This window comes from Pseudoalteromonas sp. SR45-6 (genome assembly GCF_014163545.1).
GTDB classification, from domain to species: domain Bacteria; phylum Pseudomonadota; class Gammaproteobacteria; order Enterobacterales; family Alteromonadaceae; genus Pseudoalteromonas; species Pseudoalteromonas rhizosphaerae.
Genome location: NZ_JACJDM010000044.1, coordinates 19,465 through 41,122 on the forward strand (window position 1 = coordinate 19,465; position 21,658 = coordinate 41,122).

Here is a 21,658-nt window from a genome sequence, read left to right on the forward strand (position 1 = left end):
AGGGCATTTAATTTGATCCAAGCAGTAAATTAATTACTGCAACTTAAACGCGCCTGTTTTAATCGGTTAATTGATGCGATAACTTGCGCAATCGTACCATGATTGATCTCGATAACTTGCGACTCACTTAACGCATCTTTATTTTGCAGAGCATCAATAATTAAGCTGTACTTGTTTTTATACCTAAGTGGATTCATCTAGGCTGATTGCCGATAGTGATCAACAGCAAAACTAAATAAAACTTTGATCATAAAAAATAGACTCACCATCAAAAACCACGTTGGCAGCGATAAGTAAATCAACAAAAAGATGCCATAACACATTAAGTTTGCAGCAATAAAACCCTGTATTAATTTACCATGTAACGCATTAACAACAGATGCTGCCACTATCGTATATGCCCATATAAGCAGTGCAGTATCTAGTGGCTGTGAAAGTAACCACGCAATCACTATTATATGAACGTGAATGGCAATAAAAATCAGCCTATTTTTAGGACGCTTTGTGTAAAACTCATTGGTACCAAGAGTGAAATTAGCAATACATCCTGCTAATACGTCAGCAATTAATATAAAAGCTAAGATTGCTCGCCAATTATCGAGTTTAATCTCCGCAACCGAATAAATAACCCAACTGCCGACTAAAGCAAACAAAATAGTACCGGTGATCTCTAAAATCGATTGTTTTTCGCCAAACACTTCATGCAAAAATTCAGGGGTTTTAAAATACTTCATTGTTAAACATTTCCTTATTTAAATTAAATTTTTGAACAACGACTTTCCATGTTTTTAACTATGCAAGTAGGTGACAAGATAAGCACCACTAGCAGCCAACGAAATAACATTATCTATATAGACACGCCATTAATTAAAAAAACACCGTAAAGGTAGCTGGATATGCTCAGGGATCTGATCAGAGATCACATACTTTTTTGCATCAACTGTGACTTCAAATAAAAGATACTCTGAATTTCTGCCAATATAACGCTCACCTATATTTGGCGTTATCTTATATATATTTCCGGTAAGAGTAAGCTGACTAGAGGCTGATATCTTTTCAAACCCGCCGTAAGGGCTGAGATGACCCTCTACGTTGTGATCTTTTAAGTAGTCGTTTCGAGGATGGCCAACCCATATAGGTTCGACACGAATTTCACTACTTTGAAATAATTTATTTGCTTGATAATGAATGGGCTCAAAGCACTGCTTCTCTATTTTAATATCACTGCAACCACTGATAGATATCACAGCAAGTATTGTAATATACTCAATGTATTGCATATCAACGTATTCCTTTACATACACTTGGATCTAGCTATTGGCAGCACTGCAATGCTAGCATTTTTATAACCCACATTTGGGTAAGTTATTTGCTTGAGTAACGAAAGTATTTTTATGTAGCAATAAGTCTAGCATTGATGAATTAATAATCTAATAAATACAACGAGTCTCTCGGTATAGCATTTGATTATTCTCTGTATAGCCACTTTTTATTATACGAGTCTAGATGCTACTATCTGATAACTATAGACATTAAAACAACCATTACAGGGCTTAAAAATGGTATTGCGTTCTCTTAAATCTCTGCTTTTTATTCCATCACTGATCGCTACTATTTTTATTCTACAAGCTTGCTCCGAGCCATCCCAAAATACCATTGCTGATGTAACTGGCGGCAAAATTCAAGGTACTGATTCGGGCAAAGTGATTTCTTTTAAAGGGATCCCTTTTGCTGCTCCGCCGGTAAATGATAAGCGCTGGCGCGCACCGCAACCAGTAACTCACTGGCAAGGTGTAAAAAGTACTACCGAATTCGCAGCAGATTGCATGCAAAAACCATTTGCTGGCGATGCTGCACCACTGGGAACCCCACCAGCTGAAGATTGTTTATATTTGAATGTGTTTAAGCCTGCAAAACAGAGTAAACAGCCTTACCCAGTAGTGGTGTGGATTTATGGGGGTGGCTTTGTCAATGGCGGTTCATCTCCTGGTGTGTATTCCGGTGAAAGTTTTGCAAAGCAAGGTGTGGTGTTTGTCAGCTTTAATTATCGACTTGGCCGGTTTGGTTTTTTTGCTCATCCAGCACTGAGTAGCTTTGAAAATGATGCTCTTGGCAATTATGCCTTCATGGATCAAATTGCAGCATTAAACTGGGTCAAAAGTAACATCAGCCAATTTGGTGGTGATCCTCAGCAAGTCACACTGATGGGCGAATCTGCTGGCGGTAAGTCGGTGCATGCAATGATGCAAACCTCTGCTGCACAAGGATTATTCAATAAAGCTATTATAATGTCTGGTGGTGGCAGAGAGCTTTTTAATCAACTGCCACTAACCAGTGATAATAAAAATATCCTATCAGCTGAGCAAGTGGGAGTTAACTTTGCAGCTCAGCACGGTATAACAGGCGATAATAAAGCAGCATTAAACGCACTGCGTGCGCTAACCGCCGAGCAGCTTGTTGATGGCCTTAACTTAGCAAATATGACCCCGACCCCAGAAGCGCCCACCTATGTTGGCGGGCCCATTTTAGACGGTATATTAGTTAGTTCATCGACCGAAGAAGCATTCAACGAAGGTAACTTTAGCCATGTTCCCACTATGGTTGGCACCACAGATAAAGATATTGGCTTTGCAATTTACAGCACAAAGGAAGCATTATTTAAAAGTTTTGGCTCACGCGCTGAGCAAGCCCAACAAGCTTATGACAGTAAAGGCAACACAGATCTCGCAATACTTAATTATGAAACTGGTCAAGACCTCTTAATGCAAGAACCTGCTCGTTTTGTTGCTCAACAAGTGAGTAAATTTTCACAGCCCGCGTTTATTTACCGATTTGGCTATGTAGCACAAACAGTTACTGCACAAGGCGCAGCGCATGCGACTGAAATACCTTACTTTTTCAATACAGTAACAACTAAGTATGGCCATATTACCACCGAGCAAGACAAACAAACGGCTAAAACAATGCATCGTTACGTTACTAATTTTATTAAATACGGCACACCCAATGGGCCGGGGTTACCTGCTTGGCGCGCATTTAAAGAAGATGAGCGCTATATCCTACAACTGAATAAACAAGGTACCGCGACTTTTTCACCAGATCCTCTTGAAGCTCGCCTTGATGTAACACAAGCTAAAGCCTCAATAAAATAGTGTTGAAGTAACTCAGCTTGCTATTAAGTCATTTAGGTGAATATCTAAGACATTATTTTAAATAGTAGCTCTCTGACTGTGGCAGGTTCAAATGGCTTGTCACATATGGCGTCTACACCAGCTTGAGCAATATTAGCTAAATGAGTGTCGTTTGCCTCAGAACTCACCATCAAAATAGGAATATGCGAGTAAGCATTCGAGCTTCTTACGGTCTCCGTTAGCTCTTTGCCATCCATTTCTGGCATATTGTAATCAGTAACAATTAAATCAAATGATTGGGTGTTAAGGTGTTCAATCGCTTGTTTGCCATTTTCTGCTTCTACAGGCGCCGGTATTCCCATTCCAGCCAAGACCCTAATAATATGCTTGCGTGCAAAACGACTGTCATCAACCACAAGTACACGCAATAGCGTTACATCAAAATGCTCTAACTCAACTTCTTCTTCAGTGATGATATCTAAGGTTGCCTTTAACGCACGCGTAATTGCCTCAGCGCTAAATGGCTTTGGTAAAATAGCTAATACCCCTGACTGCCTTAACTGTTCAAGATAGGTTTTATTGCGCTCTGTTGATACCAGCATAAAAGCTTGATGCTCAATACCAGGGGTTACTCTGATTTTTTGCAATAAAGAGTCAGCGCTACCATCAGAAAAATACATGCTGCTAATAATCAAATCCGGTTGATAATTCTCCAGCATTGTTAACGTTTGCGCTTGAGAAGTAGCAGTTTCAATTTGTGACACACCGCATTGAGTAAGTGACTTTATAATAAGCTTTTGCTGAACATCTGAAGGCTCTACTAATAATATTGATAAATTGGCTATTGCTGTTAAGTCTTTCATTTAAATCTCTTCAGTGTTGCTATGTTTAGTTACGTTTAGTTACGTTTAGTTACGTTGAATATAGTCTAATGCAGTCATTTTATGATAACTCACATTACTATACATAACATGCGCAGGTTCTGGATCAACGATTTCGATTGGGATATCGTAATTGCGTGCCACTTCTAACGCCATTTGGGTAATATTGACGCTAAACGAAGTGCCAATAAAAACGATTTTATCGGCATCAAGCATCCGCTGTTGTGCTTCGCTAATACGATAAAGTTCAGTGTAATATTCATCAAATAGCAACACAAAAGGCTTTAAAGATTGATCCACCACTGGCTGCTGGTTTTCAATGTTAAACAGCTCAAGCAGTGACTCATGTAAGCGGCTTTCGTCTACATTATCCCACGGTGTCGTATGCGCTTTCACATCATCGCCTTGATGATGAAACAAAGTCATTTGATCAAGCCGGCCATGAATGGCGATATAGTTTTTATTGCCTGCTTTGCCATCTAGCCCGTCAATATTTTGTGTGATCAGGTTTTTATCGCTCAACCACTGATGAACTTCGTTAGGACCGTGGTTGCGATAAGTAGCAAAGCGATGATAATACCAAGCTAAAAACTCCCGTGGGTTGTTTTCATACATAGCACGCGTAGCCATTTCCATTGGCGTATAGTTTTTACTACCAATAGTCCAAAACCCATCTTCACCTCGAAAGGTAGGAATGCCGCTGGCGGCACTCACACCGGCTCCGGTTATATATAATGTATTCATAGCGTTCCCAATAAGCGCTAAACACACGTTTGATTTTTGCCTTGCTTTTTTGCTTGATAAAGCAATTCATCCGCTTTGTGCATCGCTTTATCAATTGGCACATCCGCAGTTAGTTTACTGATCCCCATGCTCACTGTAACAGCCAGCTGGTTTACACCAATATCTAAACGATTTTGTGATAAAGCATGATGAATATCGTTGGCAAATTGTGTCGCTTGTTGTTTATTTTTATGACGTAGAAAAAATAAAAACTCTTCACCGCCCCAGCGCGCCACCATATCATTTTCACTTAACTGAGCAACAAATAAATCAGCAAGGTGTTTTAGCACTTCATCGCCAACTGAGTGACCATATTGATCATTAATATCCTTAAAATTATCTACATCCGCAATGATAATACTCCCAGTTTGCAGCTGGGCATCAAATTGCTCGAGTTCCGCCATAGCATAACGTCGATTAGGCAAGTTTGTTAAAGGGTCGCGAGTCGCTAAATACTCATTTTTATGTACAAGTTCAATCAAACGGTGGCTATACATTTGCCGAAAATATTCATAAAAGCCACTCAACAGAGCAACAATAATAAAAGAAGCAATAATACGAATTGGAAAATAAGCCGAGTAGCCGCTGTAAAATTTAAAGTAGCTCGATAAATAAAAGGCGCCAGTTACGCAAATTACAAAAATAATTAAATCAATGATTCCCCGTTTAAAACCACGCACAAAAAAGGTTACCGGAGATACAATAAAAATCCAAATAGGCCCAGTACCATGGCTCCCTCCTGTAAGTACTAAATAAATCATTAAAGCATATAAAGTATACAAAACAATTAAAGAGGAAATCTCGACTCTATCACCAAGGCAAAAAGGGGAAGCAAGTAAAATTGATGAGCCTAATAGAGGGTAAACCAAAGTAGATTGATTATTAAACAAAGCGATTATTGCCATACAAAGCGTTGTCAACGTACCTATTACGGAAAAGAACCTAATAATAAGTTTTCGTTCGGCCATATCAGAATAGCTAATCATCAATACAATGCATCACTTATCAATAGTAAAGGCAATCTTTGCATGCAAAAACTGATTGTAAGATTGCACTAAAATTAAAATAATTAATCAGTTACCAGTTCAAATATAGTCTAGACATGAGATCATTGTAAAAGTGAAAGTAATAAATAGTTGCTAAAAGTAAGCTTACACGCGAATAACATCCTGGTATTACTAAGCTGAGCAAATAGGTTTTGCCATATCATTGCTTCAAAAAATCGGCTGCTCATTAGCAATAACCTTTAGATTTAGCTTTACCTAAGTTGCAAAAGGCTCAGGTAAAGCTGGTTAAAGCTGGTTAATGCAAAGGATAAAAGTGGGTTCAAAAGTATCATTAAATAATCATACTTTATTTGTAAGCCCTGCGAAAAACCCTTAATAAGCGACGCTCATACGTTGATTAATATGCGCGGCATTTTGCACTTCATCCAGCATAGCAATCGCGTAATCAGTCACTGATATTTTGCTTTCACCTTGTTCATTAGTAAAAAACGCATCGCCACCAATACGATACGGACCTTCACTTGCGCCAGGGTAAATAACCGCGGCAGGGCTTACAAACGTCCATTGTGTGGTTGTGTTTGTTGCTTTAAATACACTGAGAGCCTCACCTTGCGCCAACGCTTCATCTTTATATTCAGCAGGAAAGTCCGGCGATGACACTAACGTAACACCAGGCGCAACTTCTAAACTACCTGCACCACCAACCCACAGTAAACGAGTACTGCTACCTGACAGTGCAGTTAATAAACGCTTGGCCGTTTGCGCAACTAATTCATGGTTACCCGCTGCACGTCCACCGATTGAGGCAATCACCACATCAGCGTTCGTTAATACTTCTGCAATGTCATTTTGAGATTGTAAGTCAAACTCTTCTACCGCTGTACCGTCAGTCACCTTATCCGCATCACGAACAACCGCCGTCACATTGTGACCATTAGCTTTTGCCTGCGCCATGATGTGGCTACCAATCCAACCTGTTGCGCCTAAAATAGTAATATTCATGTCTGTATCCTTAAAAAAGTATTAATCATCTGAGTTGATGTAATCAGTTTACTTGCTCATTAATTGATGATAAATAAACCTTATAGATACACATTAGTTCACCTTAGGATACTAATAGATAAGATAACTGCAATCCAAAGCTTTGTTGAAGTCGCCCGCAGTGGCAGCTTTACAAAAGCAGCTGCTCACTTAGAGCTCAGCCGCTTACAAGTCACCCGCCACGTACAAGACATTGAGCAGTGGCTGAGCTTGCGATTATTTCACCGCACCACCCGTAAAGTCAGCTTAACCAATCAGGGCGAAGAAGCGCTTGCCTACTGTAAGCAAATACTCAGCACCGTATTGGATTTACAAAGTAGAGCACATAACCATAATAACGAGCTGGTTGGTACCATTAGAGTCGCAGCCCCTATTGGACTTGGCCAAAATCTGTTGTTTGATGCAATTGAAGAATTTGTTGCTATACACCCAAATACTCATTTTCAGCTAGTACTCTCAGATCGGTTATCACAACTGGTTGATGAGCGAGTAGATATAGCACTGCGCTATACTCATGAGCCTGATGAGCAATTAATTGCGCGTAAGCTTATGTATATCAATACGGCTATTTGCGCCTCCCCAACTTATTTGGCGAACAACAGTCCAATCACTAAACCGCAAGATTTATTGCAACACAATTGTTTAGTGCATAGCGGTAGTTCAACATGGCATATTATTAGTGATAACGAGGATGAAAAAGTCACCGTAAAAGGCAGTATTAATGCTAATGATATGTCTGTGCTACTAAAAGCAGCAATCAAAGGAATGGGGATCGCAAATTTGCCGTGTGACTTGGCAAATCGCTATTTAGAGCAAGGTAAACTGGTTAAAGTGAATCCATCTTTTTCATCACCTGGCCAGCATTTATGGGCTGTGTATTTATCTCGTCATTATCAACAAAATGTGGTCAGAGCGTTTATTGATTTTTTAGCGCTGCGATGGCAACAAGATATCCTATAAAATGACTGTGTAGTATTAGAATATTACCCGTTACTGATTAGTGTATGTTTTACTAGGAGCTCATTGTATTAGAGTGCACTTAATCTCCACTCTGATACGTTTACGCACAATTAATATCTGGAGCAGAACATGGCTAAAGTACTTATGATCACCGGTGACTTTGTAGAAGACTATGAAAACATGGTGCCTTTTCAAGCATTATTGGCGATGGGTCACCAAGTTGATGCTGTATGTCCTGATAAAAAAGCAGGTGATACTATCGCCACCTCAATTCATGATTTTGAAGGCGACCAAACCTATACTGAAAAGCGCGGTCATAACTTTGCGCTAAACGCGACATTTGCCAATATTAATGCCGCTGATTACGATGCCCTGTATTTACCCGGTGGCCGTGCCCCTGAGTATTTACGCTTAAACGCGAAAGTAATTGAAATAATTCAGCATTTTGCTACAGCGGATAAACCCATTGCCTCTATTTGTCACGGCCCGCAATTGCTCACAGCGGCAGGAGTTATTGAAGGTAAAAAAGTATCCACTTACCCTGCTTGCCAACCTGAAGTGAAAATGGCGGGTGCCGAGTACGTTGAATTACCAATGGATGGCGCCATTACCGATGGCAAACTAGTAACAGCACCAGCATGGCCTGCACACCCTGCCATGTTAAAACAGTTTGTAGCCTTGCTATAATCGCAGTTCAGCAGCATCAAGAGGTTAATCATGTGCCAACTTTTTATTAATGCCGACAGTCGGTTATGGACCTGTCGTACCAAATCACTGCGGATTGACGGCGTTGTTACGTCGATTCGTTTAGAAGAGTTTTTTTGGGATATTTTAGAAGAAGTGGCATTTCGTGATCAAATGACCGTTAATCAAATGATCACTAAGCTGTACCTTGAATCTCTTGATGCTGATCACGACATTGGTAATTTCACTTCATTTTTACGTGTCTGTTGTTCGCGTTATTTATCGCTGGTGGCCGATGGCAACTTAACCCGCGAAGATGCGATACCTTTAAATGATATCGACGCGACACAAGTTTTAGAACAAGAAAAATTGCGTACCAGTGTGCGCAAAAGCCAGTATATAGATACATCGTTAAAGTCTTCACTTAACTAGAGTTTTCATGTCACAATCCTCCTTAGTTCGATCTTTTAAAAAGATTGTTGGCGCACGTTATGTATTAACGAGCGATCGTGCAACTGCTCCTTACCGTAAAGGCTTTAGAGAAGGTCACGGTCCGGCACTAGCAGTAGTAAAACCGGCAACACTATTACAACAATGGCATATTTTACAAGCCTGTGTAAGTGCAAAGGTCATCGTTATTATGCAAGCCGCAAATACCGGTTTAACGGGCGGCTCAACACCGACACAAGGTTGCGATCGCAATACGGTGATCATCAACACCTCGCGCCTTAACGACATTCAAGTATTAGCTGAGCAACAACAAATTGTCGCGTTCCCTGGGGCGAGTTTGTTCTCATTAGAAAAAGCCCTCGCCCCATACGGCCGAGTACCACATTCAGTTATTGGCTCATCATGTATTGGCGCATCGATTGTCGGTGGGGTATGTAATAACTCAGGTGGGGCTCTAGTTGAGCGAGGCCCAGCATATACTGAACTTGCCTTATACGCCCAAGTAAATAGCAATGGTAGCCTCAGTTTAATTAATAATTTAGATATTGAACTTGGCGATACACCAGAGCAAATACTCACTAATTTACAAAATAAAAAATACCGCACCCAAGATGTTAAAACGACAGCTAAGAAAGCATCCGATCGCGAATATGCCGATTGGGTTCGTAAAACAGATGATGATACCCCGGCACGATTTAATGCCGATCCTCGGCGTTTACATCAAGCCAGCGGCTGTGCGGGAAAACTAGCTGTATTTGCCGTACGAGTAGATACCTTCGCAAAAAATCAACAAGAACTGACGTTTTACCTCGGTACTAATTCCTCCACTGCGTTGCAAGCGGTACGAAAAACGTTATTAGAGCAAGCCACCAGCTTGCCTGTTTACGCCGAATATTTACACCGTGATATTTTTGAGCTTGCTGATAATTATGGTCGAGATACGGTATTATTAATTAAACATCTTGGCACCAATTGGTTGCCTACTTTTTTTAATATTAAGCGCCAGCTCGATTCCGTCTGTCAAAAACTGCCTTTTATACCCAAAAATGCTATTGATAAACTAGTTTATCGCTTCGCAAAACTGTTCCCAAGCCAAACACCCAATAAGCTCAAGCAATGGAATAGTCAATATCAACATCAGCTCATTTTGACAGTTAAAGGCGAGGCGCATCAACAAACTCTTGCATTGCTTGAACACGTTCAAAAAGACTACCAAATTGATTTTTTTCAGTGTAGTGAGCAAGAAGCTAAATCGGCATACTTACTGCGTTTTGCTGCCGCAGGTGCTGCTGTGCAATATGCCAAAATAAATCATCAAGAAGTCGAAGATATTCTCGCGCTGGATATCGCTTTAAAACGTAACGACAACGAATGGTTCGAAAAATTACCGCCAAGCATCTGCAATAAATTAGTAGGGAAACTGTATTACGGGCACTTTTTATGTCACGTATTTCACCAAGATTACTTAGTGCGTAAAGGTGAAGACGGCAAAGCAATTAAAGCAGCCTTACTTGAGTTATTAGAGCAACGCGGCGCGCAATACCCCGCAGAGCATAATGTAGGACATCATTATGATGCAAAACCAGCCCTTGCTGATAACTATCGCAATTTAGATCCAACCAATAGCTTTAATGCGGGCATTGGCGGCATGTCTAAAAAGCGCGATTATGCTAAGTAAGCTAGTAAGCTAGTAAGCGCGATTTTACATCGCGCTGTTAGCACACTTAAAAACTGTAATTAATCCCAGCATAATAACGGCGGCCTGAATAACTAGTATTAAGTAGCCGCGCATCGGTATCTTTACCCAAACGTGTTACCGACTCAGATTGCGTTAAGTTAATTACCGCTGCGGTAAGGCTTAAGTTATCGGTAACGTTATATGCTGCGTTTACATCTACTTGCTGGTATGGGTCTTGGTAGACATTTAAACCACTGTTAATACCGAGCACCGTTTCACCTCGTTTATTGTACGAAGCGCGAATATTAAAACGATCCCCTTCATAATAAACGGAGGTGTTATATTGATAGTCAGCACTGCCTATTAATGGCGACTCGGCTAACTTTTCACCTGCAACTGTTACATCGGCCTGATTGGTGTTGTTATACGTGTAGTTTGCGTAAATACCAAAGCCACTATCAAAGGCGTGTTGAATAAACACTTCCACCCCTTTTGATACCGCGTCAGTACCATTACCTACGGTGCTATACGGTGAAATGCTAATAGTACCAGCATCAACAAGACCTTTTTGCCCTGCAAATTCACGCTGTGAATCAATCACCAGTGGCACGATAAAGTTATCGACCTGTTTATGAAATAACGCTACACCTAATGCAGAACCTGGCGCGTAGTAATACTCAAGAGATAAATCGGCTTGTACTGACTCAAACGCTTTTAAATTTTTATTACCACCACTGCCACTAAATCCGGGTTGTTCATTAAAAGCGGCGCGATCATCTGCCCATTCGTCCGACACATAAGTAATACGCTGTTGACTACCCAAATCGCCGTAATCGGGGCGCGACATCACTTTAGCAAGCGCACCACGGATCACCACATCATCACTGGCATCCCACGCAATATTTAAACTCGGCAATACGTGGGTGTCTGTTGTTTGCTGGGTGATCAACTGGTATTGCTCAACTAAACGATCATCACCGGTGATTTGCTCGCCCGTTTCGTCATCGGTTTCATCCAATAAAAAGGTATAGAGATCGGTTGAAGCACTGCTAGTCTTGGTTTGTACAACGCGCACACCAAAATTACCGCGTATATCTCTGTACTCAAAATCACCTTGTAAATAAAACGCACTGATCTGCTCGGCAATATCATAGACAAAGTTATCTTCAATTCGAGTATACGGCACATAGTTACTGTAAATATAATCGCGATATTTATGCCAATTAATAGTTGGCATTAAATTGATATTAAAGCCACCAGCAATATTGCTTTCACCTTCCACATTAAACACATCTTGTGCCTGTGGCATACCATTATTCCATTGATAGCTATCAAATTGCGTGATACCGCTTGCGCTTGCCTCGCCTGCGGCAATATCAAAACTCGGATCAAGGAAAAAGTTGTTGCCCGTTTCGCGATGCAGTGATGCATCGCGGTATTTTGCACCAGTGCGAATGGTGGTCAATATGCCCCAATCAACATAAAAATCAACGTCAGCTTGGTAGTACTTTTCTGCTAAGGTGCTACGTACAAAACTTGAGTTCGATGAGCCTGCATCACGACCTCCGCCAACACCTGCGAGCAAGTTATTGAGTGTATTTGGGTCTATCAGCATCGAAATACGGTCATCACTGATTGACCAAGCGGCACTTTGCGAGGCGTTCTCAATATTACTTTGCCCCTCACCCGCGTTTGAGCTTTTATACGCTGCTTGCCAACTTTCTTTTGGCCCGCCTTTAGCTTTAGTTTTACCAACGACAAAGCGTGCTGTAAAGTTGTCGCCTTCGTAGCTTAAGTTAAAATCAAAAGTATCAGAGGTTGACTCTTCATCCAAATAACTGCCGCGCAACCACGGCAATTGCATATCTTTTTCAACGCCACTGGCCATGGCACTGTAGTCCATGCCATTGACAATTGTGCCACTTTCATCAAGTGTAATACCGGTTAAAAAGTCAGGATTTAACGCCCATTCCGGCATATCAACGACCGAGTCGCTGCGTTGTTGCTTTAAACTAAAACCAAAGTAATTAAAACCTAGTTCAATGCGATTAGTTGGTCGCCACTGAGTCGAAAACTGCACGCCTTCACGTTCACGTTTTTCATTCACAACAGAGCTGCGCACCACCTGCGGAAACCACATATTCTCATAACGTTGCCCGTTGGCATCAGTCACCGCGCCCCAGTCATTACTGTTATTAACCTCGTTACCATTTATATCAACAGCTTGCTGACCTGTGTAACGCCAAACATTGGCATCTGTGCCACCAGAGAGCGTACGGTTGGTGCGCTCTTGACGGGTATAGCCAAGTAAAAAACCAAAGCTATCGCTATCGTTTTTCCATGAATACAAACCAGTAAACTGAGGTTCATAATCTTCCGTTACATCTGCATAAGTACTTTCAACATTAAAAACGCCCGAATTAGCATCCATATCCAATGGTTTGCGGCTATGCATTAACACTGTACCACCGACGCCACCTTCATCTAGTCGCGCTTCAGGTGATTTGAATACTTCAACGCTTGCGATCATCGCTGATGGGAGTAAAGCATAATCAAATGAACGAGATGGCTCTCCTGGTGACGAGGCAATAAAATTACCATTTAACTGCGTGTAAGTAAGATCAGACGATAAACCACGAATACTCACCGTTGATCCTTCACCGCCTTCACGTTCAATCACTACACCCGGCACACGGGCTAATGAATCAGCCACGTTTTTATCCGGGAATTTACCAATGTCTTCAGCGGTAATGGCATCAACCACAGAACTTGATAAACGCTTCACCGCTAAGTTTTCAGCCATGCTAGAGCGAATACCTCGCACCTCAATCACTTCCATATCTTTTTCTGTTTGAGTGCCTGTTAATTGCTCGGCAGCCGCCGCATTCATAGCACTAAAAACCGATAAACTAATAACTGAAAAACGCAGCGATGCTGCTAAAGGCGAGTAACACGTTGAGGTTGACATTGAATGTACGAGTCCATTACTGGTTAACAATTGTAAAGGCGGCAATTGTACACAGCCAGACTTAATGGATTGTTAACCACAACTTACAAGTAACTGAATAAGCGAGCAAATAACCACCTCATAAATAGCCTTGCTCGCACCTAAATAACAGAGCTCGATAGGTTAATTACTCAAGCCTTGCATCCATAACGTTACTAACTGCTGAGCAGAGATACCTAGCGCTGGTGTCTCATTGGTATCAGCTGCTGTAGTGAAAATTTTCTGCGCGACTTGCCGACCAACAAGTTGAGAGGCTGAGGTTTTATCTATGCGTTGTTGATAAAAAGCCGTTAAGGCGTGCTCTAAATCATCATACTTTTCTAACACCCGTACAAGATGCCAAGCATCTTCTAGCGCCTGACATGCCCCCTGCCCTGAAGTAGGTAAAGGAGCATGAGCCGCATCCCCCATAATCAGTACATTACCTTGATGCCAATATGGCAAACGGTCAATATCGTGCACAAATATTCGTTTCAGTGAGTTTTCATCATAAGACTTAAGCACCTGCTGTACTGCATCTGGCCAAGTTAAAAAGCGTTGGTGCATTTCTTCATACCAAGCAGATAGCGGCCGCGCTTTATCAATATTTGTACTCCACCCGGCAGCCCAATAACAAAGGTCTGCTTTAACAGGCACAATACCAAAGCGCTCGCCACGGCCGCGAAAATCATGGATCACATTATCTAAAGTGCCCGGTTTTAACTGGCTAATAGCAATAATATTAATAAACCCCTGATACTGAGGAGTGATTTTTTCAGCATATAAAAATTGCCTTACCACCGAGTTCATCCGCCCATCAGCGCCCACAACTAAATCAAAATCTTGTTTTAGTTGAGCAATCTCTGATACGGTTATTGCGCTGTTAAAATGTATGTTTACCCCTAAATCAGCTAATGTGCGGCCCAACACACTCATAAGATCACGGCGCAATATACTGATACTAGAAAAACCACTGAGTGTATTTACTTTTGCAATATCAAATTCACTTTGCACCGTGCCATGCTGATCACACTGACGCATAAACAAAGGCATACCGCCCAGCGCTTGGATCTGTTTATCCAAGCCCATTTGCTGTAACACAAACATTGCATTCGGCCATAACGTTACCCCGGCACCAATAGAGGAAATCTCACTATCGCGCTCAAATATGTTCACCTGATAACCTTTTCGTGCTGCAAGAATGGCCAGCGCTATCCCCCCGATGCCCGCACCCACAATGGCAATTCGCTTGCTGTTCATATTCTTTACCTCAATAATTAACTGAATAACCATTATCACAAAGTCATTTTTTAAGATAAATTAGTAATAATTGCGTTATTAATCCCATATTTTGAGTTAATTAATGATTGATAAAATCGAACTTCAGTGGTTACTCAGCTTTCAGTGCGTATATGAACAACTGAGCTTTAAACTCGCAGCCGAACAACTGCAATTGCCTACATCTAATGTTAGCCGCCATGTCGCGTTATTAGAGAAGCAACTTAATTTAAGGTTATTACAACGTACCACCCGAAAAATGATTGCAACGGCTGCAGGAAAACAACTTTATCAATCTATCACCCCACTGATACAAGCAATGAATGACTCGCTAGAAGAGGTGTCTTTGTATGGTGATTCTCTTGCCGGGCATCTTAAAATCATCATGCCTGATCTGCCTTTTTTAGCCGAAATAAGCGCAGAGTTTTGCTCTGTGCATCCACAAATACAACTAAGTTGCGATACGCAACTAAATCCAACCGAAGGCTTGTTAGAGGGATTTGATTTGGTGCTACGCTTTGGCCGTGGTCCATTGGACGATTCAGGTTGGGTTGCTAAAGAACTGCTGCGCTGGCCCAGTTGCATTGTTGGCGCGCCACAACTGATCAACAATGCGCCACCGCCTCGCTCGCTAGATGAGTTAAGTAAAGTTCCTTGTATTACTAGCTTATCAGTACTGCAAGGTATGCCTTGGCGTTTTAAACAGCAACAAGCAGTGCAAGTAAAATCTAATTTTAAAGTAAACAGTGGCAACATGGCCAAAGCCGCTGCACTAAAAGGGCTCGGCTATGCCATTTTACCCATTCATGCATGCCAAGAAGATATAGACAACGGCTCATTGATCAATATTAAACTCGACCATGAACCAGAAGATCTGGTGTTATACGCATTTTATGCAGGCAGAAAATACCCGCTAGAAAAGGTAAAAGTATTTTTAGAATTCTTAAAGTCTAAATGCATTGAGCTTACCTAAGATATCAATGCAGTTAGAATTAGATGTACAAGTAAGCTAGAAGAAGGAAAGTATTAGCCCTCATACTCTGGTTTGCTAAAGATAACTTTTAAAACTCAAATCATCGAGGCGTTTAACCTCTGTCCAAAAAGTACTAAATGGTTTGATTATCCTCACCGCAGGGCAATCATTTACTAATTAATTGCCCTGTGCGACGAACAGAAATCATCCCATTTTTTGTATATAGTCGATTGCCGCCATTTTTTTATATGTGATGTTTCCAATTGAGAGCGCCACAGGATCAGGATCTACAATTTCAACTAGCTTGTTATACTCTGCTGCTATCTGAAGCGCCATATTGGTAATGCCAACATTAAAAGAGGTACCAATAAACACCATTTTATCTGCATTAAGCATGCGTTGTTTAGCTTCACGAAAACGGTAAAGCTCAGTGTAGTATTCATCAAATAACAACACATACGGTTTAAACGAACGGTTCACCTTCGGATTTTTGTTTTCAATGTTAAACAGCTCCAATAACGAATCGTTTAAGCGGCTTTCATCAACTTTATACCGCGGTGCGGCTATTAGTTCTGGCAAACCATTTTTTTGATAGAGAGTCATTTGATCAAGGCGACCATGAATAGCGATGTAGTTTTTGTTACCCGCTTTGCCATCAAGCCCATCAATATTTTGGGTGTTCACATTTTTATCACTAAGCCATTTATGTACTTCATTTGGCCCATAATCTCTATAAGTCGTAAATCGATGGTAATACCACGCTAAAAATTCGTGAGGATTAAATTTATACATCCCGCGAGTGGCCATTTTCATCGGTGTATAATTTTTACTGCCAATGGTCCAATAACCGTCTTGCCCCCGGAAAGTTGGGATGTCACTGGCTGCACTTACACCTGCGCCAGTGATATATAATATCGTCATAAATAATCCTGTTTAATTGTAAGATTTACGACTCGTTATAGCAGCGTTTAGAGCCCTGTTGATTTCTAGCCAGTAAGTTAATTTGTGTAATTGCGCGCTCCATTTTTATGCGTGCTGAGCTATTAGCTGAATGAACGGTTATTGCTGGTGGTACAAAGCCATCAATAAACACTGCCCGCTCAATCCAAAGTAAAACATCATAGCCAGTGCCTTTAGTATCATTTCCTAAATCATGATCAAGGCTGAGCTGCTTTACTTTACCGGTCTTCAAAAGTTTAATCACTTCATCGGGCCAATAGGCTCGTAACCAACCGGCTGGAGTTTCCCTCTCATCATCTAAATATACGTTCATAGATTTATACCACTTAAAAAAATATTCAGACTCTGAAAACAACAGCTAACAACCCTTTAAGTACAAATAGTGAATAACCGTTATTTCCCGGAGGGCGGCGGGGCTTGATTACGAATAAATGCGGGTATATCAAAAATATCTGAAGCTTGAGGTTTATAGATTACAGCATCTGGCTTTTTTAGTTCACTATTAGGCGCTTTATCATTAGGTTCAACAAGCATCTTCGCGCTTGCGCCCGTTGCTATGATCAACAGTTCGTAATTAGTTGCTAAGCTCTCAATTTTAGACACACCACAGATCACTAACGCATTAGGGCTAACTTGCTGGCGAACCGTGTCGGTGATGAGATTATAACTACCCAGTGAAATCTCATCTTTACAGTTTACTTGCACAATAACGCCGGTACTTGATGACATATCAACTTGGTTAACCAGCGGATTATTAAGCGCCCCATCAAGCGCGTTTGAAAGTTCATCTTCAAGATCGCACTTGCCTACACCTAATACGGCATCGCCTTGGCAATCCATAATTTTAGCAAAGTCGTTTAAATCAACGTTAATCAAACCTTGATAACACAGCATATCGATTAACGATTTTATTAATGAATGCAATATTTGGTTGCTGTGTTTAAAGGCATCAAACAAGCCAACATCATTACCTAACACTTCAATAAGTTGATCATTAGGTAACGTGATCACCGCATTAGCATACTCTTTTAAGGTATTCAGCCCTGCTTGCGCTATGTTGCTTCTAAACTGCCCTTCACTGCTAAAAGGCAATGTCGCTACAAATATCACTGGCTTATTTTGCTCACGCGCAAGCTGCGCTATAAATGGGCTTGCGCCAGTGCCGGTGCCACCACCAAGCCCTGTTGCACACAATAAAATATCGCAGCTATTTATTAATACTAACAGTTGCTCTTTACTCTCTTGAGCAGCCTGTAGGCCAACCTCAGGATCGGCCCCAGCGCCATAACCATGAGTTAACTCAGCACCGATAAGCACGGCATCATCACTTTGTGTATGTTCGAGCACCACTTTATCGGTATTAACACTAAATAACTTAGCCTGCTTACTCTCTCGCTGCTCATAAATACTATTTAACGTATTACAGCCGCAGCCACCAATACCAAATACACCAATAGATAAACCATCTTGCTGCTCAATTAATTGAAACATAACCACTCCTTTCATCTTTAAAAGAAGCATAGCAAACAGGTGCGTCAAGAATTGACGCACCCAGACTAGCTAAGGTCATTAGAGGTAGTTTGTAGTAGCAGCTTTAAGCTTAGAAATAATTCTTTGCCGCAGCTTTTCAGGTTTAATAACCTCAAGCCAATGAGCACATTTAAGCAACTCATCAGTTAACTGCTCTGTATCAATGGTTTGGTAGGTGAGTAATACGTTTTTATCGTCAATATGTTGCTTGTCAATCAGCTCGCCAAGTTCAATAAAACCTTGATTAACCGCCGAATGGCTGGGCACTTTAACAATTAACTCAATAGCTGATTGCTTCATGCCTTTATTAATAGCACTGCGTAACGATTTTAATTGCTCAGCAGTTGGCCCACGTCGTGTTTTTTGTAGTACCTGTACATTACGAATACGGTAAACCGGCATTTGGTAGCATTTATCGTGAAGTTGCCCCACCATAAACTGCACCATTAAAACACCGCCTTGCTCAACTAAGTTATAAAAACTCAATTCAGTAAACTTAAGCCAATGTGCCTCATTGTAAAGTACTCTATAAAGCTCAGCACTCACTGCACGTTTATGCTCAATCGCATGCTCAATTTGAACTACTAACTGAGTATCAATATTCACTTTTAACGAAGGCTTAGGCAGAGTTAAGAGCCACTCAGGTACATGGCCATTAAAACGCTTAAGAGCCTGCTCTGCTTTAGTATGCACAGAGCGTTTCACATCGCTCGGTACAGATTGCGGTAGTAGCTGCTCTAGCAGCAAATAATGTTCAGCGACTTCACTGCTCATTATTTTAGCGCTACCACCTCGCCACTGCGCATTGATAGACCAGCCATACGGTTTACTCCGCGTGTCTTTTTCAAGCCCAAAACAGCCTTGTTCATATAGTGATTGCAGGTCTCGTTGAAGCATGCGGTGGGAGAGCTCCAATCCGTTTTGCGACAAAGTCACTTTTAGCTTTTTCACTGAAGTACTTTTAGGGCTAGAAGGGATATAATCTAAAATTGAATTATGTCGGGCAGTCTTCATAGTTTACATTTCATGCAGTTATTAACTTGAGCCTAAGTCTTCTGAGTTAATTTTATAATAACAAATCAGTTTATCTCAATATGAAGTCAACAAATAAAGGTCATGCACTTTTTTGAATGTAGATAAGGTTTTAAGAGCATTAATAATATCCCACCTAAAAAGTGGTAGCTATACCTTAAAGCTGTGGGTACTTTAACTACACTACCACAAAGACCATTTTTATTTGTACCGAGTTCATTTTAACATTTTTATATATTCATTTTTTAAGTACTCGTCTACAGCATCATGGTCTATATGACCACTTTTATGCCAAGCTAGTACCTCTTTATAAGCTAAGTTACCAAAGCGAACCCAACCAATAATATTAGTTCTCAATAAAAACTGCACTATTTCACCACCAGATTTTATCGCGGCATCTCCAGCATCAATTAAACATAAAGAGCCATGAGCAACTAGGAGCATTCGCCTAAGCTCTGGCTCACTAGCCCTAGGTATACAATTTTTCCAAGGCTCTTTATGATAAAAACGTTTCTTTATTACCCACATAAGTCTGGTTAATAGCTCGGTAACAAGAACAGGGACGGCCATAGCCAAGCCATGTCGAAAATCATAGCCTTTTTCAAACACCTTTGTGGCAATTGTTGCAAAGGTTTGCTTATCCTTACCAAACTCGCCAACATCAATTAATAACAGTAAATTATAAAATGGGATTGGTATACCAGAACCACGATTTCCCTTAGCAATTGAAGAATTAGAGCCAGCCATATCTGAAAAAAGGTGCCCTAACCAATTTACAAATCCACAAAATATTTTTGCTATGGTTGTATGACCTTTAAGTTCAAAGCTTTCAGTTTCAATTGTTATTAATTTTCCATTTGATACAAAACTTGATGTACTAGTAAACTGATTATAGATTGAAAAAAACAAACCAATAAGATCAGGTGAATGCCCAAGACTTTTTAAATGGTGGTTTGTTGGAGTTAGATTTTCTACAGCTCCTCCTGTACCTGATTTACCTTTTTTGTTGGTGCTGGTTTGGTCATAGTTTATACCAAATTTATTTTCCAAAAACTGGACAGCCTGACTACTCATCCACGTTTCTTTATCAAGTGGAGGTTTATTTTTAACTTCACATCTATCAAGGTATTTTTGGTAACCTTGGGATTCCTTATTTTGACGTTCAAAACCAAATGCTTCAGCAAACTTTCCCATAGCCCCTTTAGTGCCATTATCAGTAACTTTACCTAAAAGCCCTTCACCAGGGGCGCCAACTAAAAAAACATCAATAAGGCCGCCTATAACACCGCATGTTCCTGCAATTAAATAATCATACTTATCGCAGTTGGCATTTTTATGAGTAAACTCATCTTTTATTCGTTTTTCTATATTCACTTTCTGAGATAAAGAAAGCAGCTGATTATAGGGATCTGATGTTAAGTCAATATCATGCTCACCAGCATACTTATTGATTGAATAAATATATTCATTCCAATCAGTATCATCATCTATATCAATTGTAGATAACATTTGTATTGGATTATTCTTTTGCAGCACAATTCCATTCGTATCAGCAACATAAGCGTCTAAGGAAGAGTCTACGTTTTGCTTACGCTCATCAAAAACTATACCTGATTCATTCAATAGATCACTCATGCTCTCCAGCATGCTGTCTAAGTTTGCATCTGAGTTATTTTGATCAATTAATAAAGAATCTAAAACAGCATCTATTTCTGTTATTTTTGCATCAGCACTGTCTAGCTGATGCTTTTGCACCAGCATGACAGAAGCTTTTTCGTCTTTATTTATCATTAAGAAAAAAGACCCGACACTTTACCTTTGATAACATCAACTGCATTAAAATAGCCGATATTTTCAAATATTTTCGCAAGCTTATCTAGCTGAGATGTTGGTATATCATTTTTCAAACTATAAACTTTACTAATTTTTTCATTACCATCAACAACATTACTAACATCCTTCTCAATATAAAAAGACATTACCACGGTGTAAATTTGTTGTTTTGTAGGCTCTTTTGTTAGAGATTTTAACTTACCGTGATCTAATTCATTTGGACAACGCATTTTAATACAGTTGTTCTGAGTACGATTAGATTTTTCGTTTAACACATCGGCTGCGCCTGACAATGCTGTCATCATTTTCATAAGTTTTTGTATCTTTCCCCCTGTGTCAGGATAGTTGTCGCCTCTAACTTTTAATAGAGGCAGATAAAAATGAGACGTCGATTTACACAAGAATTTAAAGTTCAAGCGGTTGAAAAAGCATTATCTCAATGTGATGATGT

At 40.5% G+C, this 21,658-nt stretch carries 21 protein-coding genes; 6 read left to right on the forward strand and 15 right to left on the reverse strand.

Annotation, left to right across the window (positions count from 1 at the left end; genetic code table 11):
* Positions 1-29 precede the first annotated feature (29 nt).
* From H5158_RS16745 to H5158_RS16755, 3 genes are all read right to left on the reverse strand, one after another.
* On the reverse strand, positions 30-197 hold the full coding sequence (locus H5158_RS16745) for a hypothetical protein (protein WP_182740469.1): 168 nt from the start codon (positions 195-197) through the stop codon (positions 30-32).
* Positions 198-734 carry a hypothetical protein gene (locus tag H5158_RS16750; RefSeq protein ID WP_182740470.1) on the reverse strand — a complete coding sequence of 179 codons (537 nt, stop codon included), beginning with the start codon at positions 732-734 and terminating at the stop codon, positions 198-200.
* Positions 735-863: 129 nt separating this feature from the next.
* A complete protein-coding gene (locus H5158_RS16755; protein WP_182740471.1) occupies positions 864-1,280 on the reverse strand; it encodes a hypothetical protein in 417 nt (138 codons plus the stop codon).
* 279 nt (positions 1,281-1,559) lie between these two features.
* On the opposite strand from H5158_RS16755, the gene H5158_RS16760 reads away from it, so the two are divergent.
* Positions 1,560-3,152, forward strand: coding sequence for a carboxylesterase/lipase family protein (locus H5158_RS16760; RefSeq protein WP_182740472.1), 1,593 nt, complete (start codon positions 1,560-1,562; stop codon positions 3,150-3,152).
* Between the two features lie 44 nt (positions 3,153-3,196).
* Here H5158_RS16760 and H5158_RS16765 read toward each other — a convergent pair whose 3' ends face one another.
* The 4 genes from H5158_RS16765 to H5158_RS16780 form a co-directional block, all read right to left on the reverse strand.
* The gene (locus H5158_RS16765) at positions 3,197-3,994 is read right to left on the reverse strand and encodes a response regulator (protein WP_182740473.1); all 798 of its coding nucleotides are present in this window, start codon (positions 3,992-3,994) and stop codon (positions 3,197-3,199) included.
* Between the two features lie 45 nt (positions 3,995-4,039).
* Positions 4,040-4,756, reverse strand: coding sequence for a Sir2 family NAD-dependent protein deacetylase (locus H5158_RS16770; RefSeq protein WP_149981893.1), 717 nt, complete (start codon positions 4,754-4,756; stop codon positions 4,040-4,042).
* Between the two features lie 17 nt (positions 4,757-4,773).
* Positions 4,774-5,700 (reverse strand): GGDEF domain-containing protein, encoded by a 927-nt coding sequence (locus H5158_RS16775; protein ID WP_182740474.1) that lies wholly within the window; start codon positions 5,698-5,700, stop codon positions 4,774-4,776.
* Between the two features lie 474 nt (positions 5,701-6,174).
* Complete coding sequence (locus H5158_RS16780; RefSeq protein WP_149981895.1) at positions 6,175-6,804, reverse strand: NAD(P)-dependent oxidoreductase; 630 nt, start codon at positions 6,802-6,804, stop codon at positions 6,175-6,177.
* A gap of 114 nt (positions 6,805-6,918) precedes the next feature.
* Here H5158_RS16780 and H5158_RS16785 point away from each other — a divergent pair, with 114 nt between their 5' ends.
* From H5158_RS16785 to dld, 4 genes are all read left to right on the forward strand, one after another.
* Complete coding sequence (locus tag H5158_RS16785) at positions 6,919-7,803, forward strand: LysR family transcriptional regulator (RefSeq protein WP_149981896.1); 885 nt, start codon at positions 6,919-6,921, stop codon at positions 7,801-7,803.
* Positions 7,804-7,932: 129 nt separating this feature from the next.
* Positions 7,933-8,490 carry a DJ-1/PfpI family protein gene (locus tag H5158_RS16790; RefSeq protein WP_182740475.1) on the forward strand — a complete coding sequence of 186 codons (558 nt, stop codon included), beginning with the start codon at positions 7,933-7,935 and terminating at the stop codon, positions 8,488-8,490.
* A 30-nt stretch (positions 8,491-8,520) separates the two neighbouring features.
* Positions 8,521-8,919, forward strand: coding sequence for a ribbon-helix-helix domain-containing protein (locus tag H5158_RS16795; protein WP_149981898.1), 399 nt, complete (start codon positions 8,521-8,523; stop codon positions 8,917-8,919).
* A gap of 7 nt (positions 8,920-8,926) precedes the next feature.
* Positions 8,927-10,615 (forward strand): D-lactate dehydrogenase, encoded by a 1,689-nt coding sequence (gene dld / locus H5158_RS16800; RefSeq protein WP_182740476.1) that lies wholly within the window; start codon positions 8,927-8,929, stop codon positions 10,613-10,615.
* Between the two features lie 46 nt (positions 10,616-10,661).
* Here the strand turns inward: dld and H5158_RS16805 are convergent, their stop codons facing one another.
* Both H5158_RS16805 and H5158_RS16810 read right to left on the reverse strand, forming a co-directional pair.
* Positions 10,662-13,583, reverse strand: a complete 2,922-nt coding sequence (locus H5158_RS16805; RefSeq protein ID WP_182740477.1) for a TonB-dependent receptor — start codon at positions 13,581-13,583, stop codon at positions 10,662-10,664.
* A gap of 162 nt (positions 13,584-13,745) precedes the next feature.
* On the reverse strand, positions 13,746-14,861 hold the full coding sequence (locus H5158_RS16810) for an FAD-dependent monooxygenase (RefSeq protein ID WP_182719074.1): 1,116 nt from the start codon (positions 14,859-14,861) through the stop codon (positions 13,746-13,748).
* Between the two features lie 103 nt (positions 14,862-14,964).
* Here H5158_RS16810 and H5158_RS16815 point away from each other — a divergent pair, with 103 nt between their 5' ends.
* Positions 14,965-15,852: a LysR family transcriptional regulator gene (locus H5158_RS16815; protein WP_182719075.1), complete on the forward strand. Its 888-nt coding sequence runs from the start codon at positions 14,965-14,967 to the stop codon at positions 15,850-15,852.
* A 204-nt stretch (positions 15,853-16,056) separates the two neighbouring features.
* Here the strand turns inward: H5158_RS16815 and H5158_RS16820 are convergent, their stop codons facing one another.
* The 6 genes from H5158_RS16820 to H5158_RS16845 form a co-directional block, all read right to left on the reverse strand.
* Positions 16,057-16,773, reverse strand: coding sequence for a Sir2 family NAD-dependent protein deacetylase (locus tag H5158_RS16820; RefSeq protein WP_182719076.1), 717 nt, complete (start codon positions 16,771-16,773; stop codon positions 16,057-16,059).
* A 25-nt stretch (positions 16,774-16,798) separates the two neighbouring features.
* Positions 16,799-17,125, reverse strand: coding sequence for a cyclic-phosphate processing receiver domain-containing protein (locus tag H5158_RS16825; RefSeq protein ID WP_145242070.1), 327 nt, complete (start codon positions 17,123-17,125; stop codon positions 16,799-16,801).
* An 80-nt stretch (positions 17,126-17,205) separates the two neighbouring features.
* Positions 17,206-18,303 carry a cell division protein FtsZ gene (locus H5158_RS16830; RefSeq protein ID WP_182719077.1) on the reverse strand — a complete coding sequence of 366 codons (1,098 nt, stop codon included), beginning with the start codon at positions 18,301-18,303 and terminating at the stop codon, positions 17,206-17,208.
* A 78-nt stretch (positions 18,304-18,381) separates the two neighbouring features.
* On the reverse strand, positions 18,382-19,356 hold the full coding sequence (locus H5158_RS16835; RefSeq protein WP_182740478.1) for a YafY family protein: 975 nt from the start codon (positions 19,354-19,356) through the stop codon (positions 18,382-18,384).
* Positions 19,357-19,590: 234 nt separating this feature from the next.
* Positions 19,591-21,165, reverse strand: a complete 1,575-nt coding sequence (locus tag H5158_RS16840; protein WP_182740479.1) for a hypothetical protein — start codon at positions 21,163-21,165, stop codon at positions 19,591-19,593.
* Positions 21,165-21,518 (reverse strand): hypothetical protein, encoded by a 354-nt coding sequence (locus tag H5158_RS16845; protein ID WP_182740480.1) that lies wholly within the window; start codon positions 21,516-21,518, stop codon positions 21,165-21,167. Before H5158_RS16845 ends, H5158_RS16840 begins: the two co-directional genes overlap by 1 nt.
* Between the last annotated feature and the right edge of the window lie 140 nt (positions 21,519-21,658).

Excerpts from the sequence above, each read along its gene's own strand:
- H5158_RS16745 (WP_182740469.1), bottom strand. The coding sequence starts at position 197 with ATGAATCCACTTAGGTATAAAAACAAGTACAGCTTAATTATTGATGCT.
- H5158_RS16750 (WP_182740470.1), bottom strand. The coding sequence starts at position 734 with ATGAAGTATTTTAAAACCCCTGAATTTTTGCATGAAGTGTTTGGCGAA.
- H5158_RS16755 (WP_182740471.1), bottom strand. The coding sequence starts at position 1,280 with ATGCAATACATTGAGTATATTACAATACTTGCTGTGATATCTATCAGT.
- H5158_RS16760 (WP_182740472.1), top strand. The coding sequence starts at position 1,560 with ATGGTATTGCGTTCTCTTAAATCTCTGCTTTTTATTCCATCACTGATC.
- H5158_RS16765 (WP_182740473.1), bottom strand. The coding sequence starts at position 3,994 with ATGAAAGACTTAACAGCAATAGCCAATTTATCAATATTATTAGTAGAG.
- H5158_RS16770 (WP_149981893.1), bottom strand. The coding sequence starts at position 4,756 with ATGAATACATTATATATAACCGGAGCCGGTGTGAGTGCCGCCAGCGGC.
- H5158_RS16775 (WP_182740474.1), bottom strand. The coding sequence starts at position 5,700 with ATGGCAATAATCGCTTTGTTTAATAATCAATCTACTTTGGTTTACCCT.
- H5158_RS16780 (WP_149981895.1), bottom strand. The coding sequence starts at position 6,804 with ATGAATATTACTATTTTAGGCGCAACAGGTTGGATTGGTAGCCACATC.
- H5158_RS16790 (WP_182740475.1), top strand. The coding sequence starts at position 7,933 with ATGGCTAAAGTACTTATGATCACCGGTGACTTTGTAGAAGACTATGAA.
- H5158_RS16795 (WP_149981898.1), top strand. The coding sequence starts at position 8,521 with ATGTGCCAACTTTTTATTAATGCCGACAGTCGGTTATGGACCTGTCGT.
- dld (WP_182740476.1), top strand. The coding sequence starts at position 8,927 with ATGTCACAATCCTCCTTAGTTCGATCTTTTAAAAAGATTGTTGGCGCA.
- H5158_RS16805 (WP_182740477.1), bottom strand. The coding sequence starts at position 13,583 with ATGTCAACCTCAACGTGTTACTCGCCTTTAGCAGCATCGCTGCGTTTT.
- H5158_RS16810 (WP_182719074.1), bottom strand. The coding sequence starts at position 14,861 with ATGAACAGCAAGCGAATTGCCATTGTGGGTGCGGGCATCGGGGGGATA.
- H5158_RS16815 (WP_182719075.1), top strand. The coding sequence starts at position 14,965 with ATGATTGATAAAATCGAACTTCAGTGGTTACTCAGCTTTCAGTGCGTA.
- H5158_RS16820 (WP_182719076.1), bottom strand. The coding sequence starts at position 16,773 with ATGACGATATTATATATCACTGGCGCAGGTGTAAGTGCAGCCAGTGAC.
- H5158_RS16825 (WP_145242070.1), bottom strand. The coding sequence starts at position 17,125 with ATGAACGTATATTTAGATGATGAGAGGGAAACTCCAGCCGGTTGGTTA.
- H5158_RS16830 (WP_182719077.1), bottom strand. The coding sequence starts at position 18,303 with ATGTTTCAATTAATTGAGCAGCAAGATGGTTTATCTATTGGTGTATTT.
- H5158_RS16835 (WP_182740478.1), bottom strand. The coding sequence starts at position 19,356 with ATGAAGACTGCCCGACATAATTCAATTTTAGATTATATCCCTTCTAGC.
- H5158_RS16840 (WP_182740479.1), bottom strand. The coding sequence starts at position 21,165 with ATGATAAATAAAGACGAAAAAGCTTCTGTCATGCTGGTGCAAAAGCAT.
- H5158_RS16845 (WP_182740480.1), bottom strand. The coding sequence starts at position 21,518 with ATGAAAATGATGACAGCATTGTCAGGCGCAGCCGATGTGTTAAACGAA.